Annotated in this window: 4 protein-coding genes and 1 pseudogene; 2 read left to right on the top strand and 3 right to left on the bottom strand. The window is 44.3% G+C overall.

Going from position 1 to position 3,555, the window contains the following annotated elements; all coding sequences use genetic code 11:
- Together BCT81_RS24810 and BCT81_RS24805 are read left to right on the top strand one after the other, a co-directional pair.
- A pseudogene (locus tag BCT81_RS24810) lies at nt 1-1,001 on the top strand (alkaline phosphatase family protein); the annotation flags it as partial.
- Between the two features lie 110 nt (nt 1,002-1,111).
- Complete coding sequence (locus BCT81_RS24805; RefSeq protein ID WP_008222106.1) at nt 1,112-1,561, top strand: TerB family tellurite resistance protein; 450 nt, start codon at nt 1,112-1,114, stop codon at nt 1,559-1,561.
- 117 nt (nt 1,562-1,678) lie between these two features.
- Here BCT81_RS24805 and BCT81_RS24800 read toward each other — a convergent pair whose 3' ends face one another.
- The 3 genes from BCT81_RS24800 to BCT81_RS24790 form a co-directional block, all read right to left on the bottom strand.
- The gene (locus BCT81_RS24800) at nt 1,679-2,116 is read right to left on the bottom strand and encodes a hypothetical protein (protein ID WP_102426187.1); all 438 of its coding nucleotides are present in this window, start codon (nt 2,114-2,116) and stop codon (nt 1,679-1,681) included.
- Complete coding sequence (locus BCT81_RS24795) at nt 2,106-3,062, bottom strand: winged helix-turn-helix domain-containing protein (protein WP_102426186.1); 957 nt, start codon at nt 3,060-3,062, stop codon at nt 2,106-2,108. The genes BCT81_RS24800 and BCT81_RS24795 overlap by 11 nt, the downstream gene beginning before the upstream one ends.
- 65 nt (nt 3,063-3,127) lie before the next feature.
- A partial coding sequence (locus BCT81_RS24790) for a hypothetical protein (RefSeq protein WP_102426185.1) occupies nt 3,128-3,555 on the bottom strand: 428 nt, incomplete at its 5' end.

The following is a 3,555-nucleotide window of genomic DNA, read 5'->3' as shown; positions in this document are numbered from 1 at the left end:
CGTACATGATCTTCGATGATCATGATGTCACTGACGACTGGAACCTCACCGTTGGTTGGGAGCATGCGGTGGTTCAAAACCAGTTTGCGACACAAGTCATTGGTAACGGCCTTGCGGCTTATTGGATGTGCCAAGGTTGGGGTAATGCACCGGAGAACTTCAACCACGATTTTATGGAGCAAACGAAAGAGCTGTTCTCGGAGTTGGTGAATACCAATCAGAGCGAAAAAGCTATTGAAGCGCCTATTGGGCAACTCGAACCTGCAAGACACAAACAGTATCTTGAAATGCTCGATCGCTTTGAAGAGTGGCACTACACCATCAACACTTCGCCGAAAGTGATTGTGTTGGATACTCGTACCCGCCGCTGGCGCTCCGAGTCTCGGATGAACAAACCGTCCGGCTTGATGGACTGGGAAGCATTGGTTGAACTCCAACATCAGTTACTTCATCAAGATAAAGTGGTGATTATCTCCGCCGCACCGATGTTTGGCGTGAAGTTTATTGAAACGCTGCAAAAGATGGCTACCACAGTAGGTAAGCCACTGGTGATTGATGCTGAGAACTGGATGGCGCACCCTGGTAGTGCCAACACGCTGATTAGTATCTTTACTCATACCAAAACACCAACGAACTTCGTGGTACTTTCTGGTGATGTACACTACTCCTTTGCTTACGACATTAAGCTTAGATATCGCCGCAACAGTCCGAACATTTACCAGATTACCTGCAGCGGTATTAAAAACCAGTTCCCTGCGCCATTGCTAAAATTCTGCGACGTATGTGACCGGCTGTTGTATAGCCCACGCTCGGTGCTTAACTATTTCACCAAACGTAAGCGTTTAAAAATAGAAAAGCGAAGCCCAGACAATCAAACCTTCTATCGCCTTTCGAACCGCAGCGCGATTGGTGAATTAAGGCTAGATAGCGAAGGCAAACCACAATCCATCACCACCCTAAGCGGCGATGGCAAAGTAACGCGTTTTCCAGAGCCAACCTAATATGTTCCTTATTACTGGCTTATACGTAATGTCAGTTTTAAGTAAAGGGGCTTGCGATCACACTCTGTAGGCCCAATAGTTATATTATTCACCATTACTGGAACGCTCTTATGTTTAATTCACTTACATCGTTATTTAAACAGTTGGTCGAAGGCTCTGATTTAGGCAAAACGCCTACTGCCTCACCAAACTTAGCTATCGCCAGTTTGTTATGCGAAGTCGCAGGCGCAGACCATGAGATCAACGAATCAGAACAAGAAGCGAAGTTGAACTTACTGCAACGTCTGTTGGGCATTACGGAAGAAGAGTCGAAAGCCTTGTTACAACAAGCTGAGCCGCAAGTTGAACAATCTGTTTCTTTGTATGATTTCACCTCCCAACTGCGTGAGCTATCACAGCCAGTGCGAATCGACCTGATTAAGGCAATGTGGGAAGTGGCTCATGCCGATGGAGAGATTGATCCACTTGAAGATTCAGTGATCAGAAAAACCGCTGAACTGCTCTACGTTGACCACAAAGATTTCATCAAGAGCAAACTTGACGTACTTGGCGAAGACTAAGCCAATCATGCAAATAAGCAGCGTTAGGCAATGAACCCAACGCTGCTCTAGATTATTAGTAACACCCCATTCCAACCAACCAGATCTCACTAATCACCTCAGTGTGCTGCATCACAATCAACGCATTGCCTTCCCGTAAAGAATGCCATTGAGCTCTAAGATCGCACCGTCTTTCGTAATGTACGCACCTCGCTGATCGGAGATCAAAACACTACGCTTGTTGTCATGGTGCTTGATAAACAGATTTTTAACGTTGAAGGTTTGATTCCCGTGGGCTTGGTGCTGTTCAAGCTGATAGAAATAGTAGTGATTCCCCCAACGCAAAAACACACCGAACAACTGTTTGGTTTGCACGACTCGTCCGTTTCGGTCGTAGCCAACATAGCGCATTTTTGAGCGTCCGTTTTTTAGCTCAAGGGTCAAAACCTCCCGGCCATAATTATCGTACTGGCTTTCAAACTGATACGAACCTTTGGTCGCTACTCCGGAGACCAAGCCAAACGCTAAGATCACAAATACGGTTACAACAATCGGCAGCCAAAAGTTACGCTTCATCTGCAGTTCCTTCTACCTTTTCAGCCTCTTTCTGACCTTGTGAGCAGCGCCTAGATTTGAAATCTGCGCTAATGTCGTGCCAACCACTTTCGTCTAACACCACCACTTGCATGCCACCACACTCTATACCCATACGGTGGAGATAGATCGCCTCTACGCCAGGCTTAGCAAGTGAGGTTAAGTCTTCCACCAACTCTGGTTCTAACTCGACATTGTCGTGGTATACATCGACACCCTTGATGGAAGCTCTTTCCATAAACAACCCAAGATAAGACAGGATAATGACTATAAACAGACTTACCGCGAGTCCGCTAACAAGCGGCATAAACTTAGAAGATGCATGCTTGCCTTGTGCTTGAGTATTCTCTGATAGCCCGTGAGTGTCAGCTGATTCATTTAAATCAGAAGCTGATTTTGACTCCAACACAGTGAATTCCGAGCGAGTAGAATCCTCCTTGTCTCCCAAACTGGCAGATTTCGGTATGTCTTTGTCTTGTTCGGCAAAGTGTTCTGATGCTGCTGATTTTTCTGCTCCTATAAGGCTTTCAGATACGACACTGCTATCAGATGCGACAAAGCTCTCAGGTGCAACAAAGGTATCAGGTGCAACAAAGCTATCAGGTACGGCACTATTCTCAGGAGCAACAAAGCAATAGCCTTCCTTTTGTACCGTAATCACTTTGCAGTCGGACCCTACTTCTTTGAGCGCACTGCGAACATTTTTGATTGCGACATTCAGAGAGCTGTTAGTAACAATGCGCCCCGGCCAACAATGCGTTAAAAGGAATTCACGACCTAAAGTTTGTGAGCAGTTGTCCATTAAATGCTTTAAAAGCAGACACTCTGATGACGACAATGTCACGACTTTATTCAATGACGGGTTAATCAATGTACGGTCATCAAGTTCAATAACCAAATCATACTCTTGTAATTTATTATTATTCATAAGGTGAGCTAACACTGTTAATAATCTCACCTTAGAATAACACGAGGGTTTACATTAATTCAAAATCACAGGGATAATTTAAAGCCCAATTCACTGACATTGACGCTAGCGAAGCCTAATTTAACCGCGTTAAGTTCATTAGCAATATCAAGAGCATGTTGCTCATCCTTTGCCAATACCGCGATAGAATATATTGGTCGAATCATCGCTGTCTGATTTGGCTTCGGCTCGGCAATAGATTGATTTTTTATATAAGCCGAAGTAATCACGCCTTGAGTGCTCCAATCGACCACTTTTTGTAAATCAACACTAATAATTTTATCTACCAGCATTTGATCTTCAGGCTCTTTCCAAGTCAACTCAATCGCATAGTTTTTAAAAGCAACTTGAGTATCTAGCCATTTACTTCCGATGTCTCTTACTTCTGTTATTTCAGCTAGCTCTTTAAATTGAAAAGGAAGATTTCCAATAACACGTCTTACTTCCTCTTCAC

Source organism: Vibrio sp. 10N.261.52.A1, from assembly GCF_002876325.1.
Taxonomy (GTDB): Bacteria; Pseudomonadota; Gammaproteobacteria; order Enterobacterales; family Vibrionaceae; genus Vibrio; species Vibrio chagasii.
The sequence above is the reverse complement of the archived record's forward strand: the minus strand, read 5'-3'. Positions and strand labels throughout refer to the sequence as shown.

Bases quoted from the DNA above. Each gene is read 5' to 3' on its own strand.
- BCT81_RS24795 (WP_102426186.1), bottom strand. From the start codon at position 3,062: ATGAATAATAATAAATTACAAGAGTATGATTTGGTTATTGAACTTGAT.
- BCT81_RS24805 (WP_008222106.1), top strand. From the start codon at position 1,112: ATGTTTAATTCACTTACATCGTTATTTAAACAGTTGGTCGAAGGCTCT.
- BCT81_RS24800 (WP_102426187.1), bottom strand. From the start codon at position 2,116: ATGAAGCGTAACTTTTGGCTGCCGATTGTTGTAACCGTATTTGTGATC.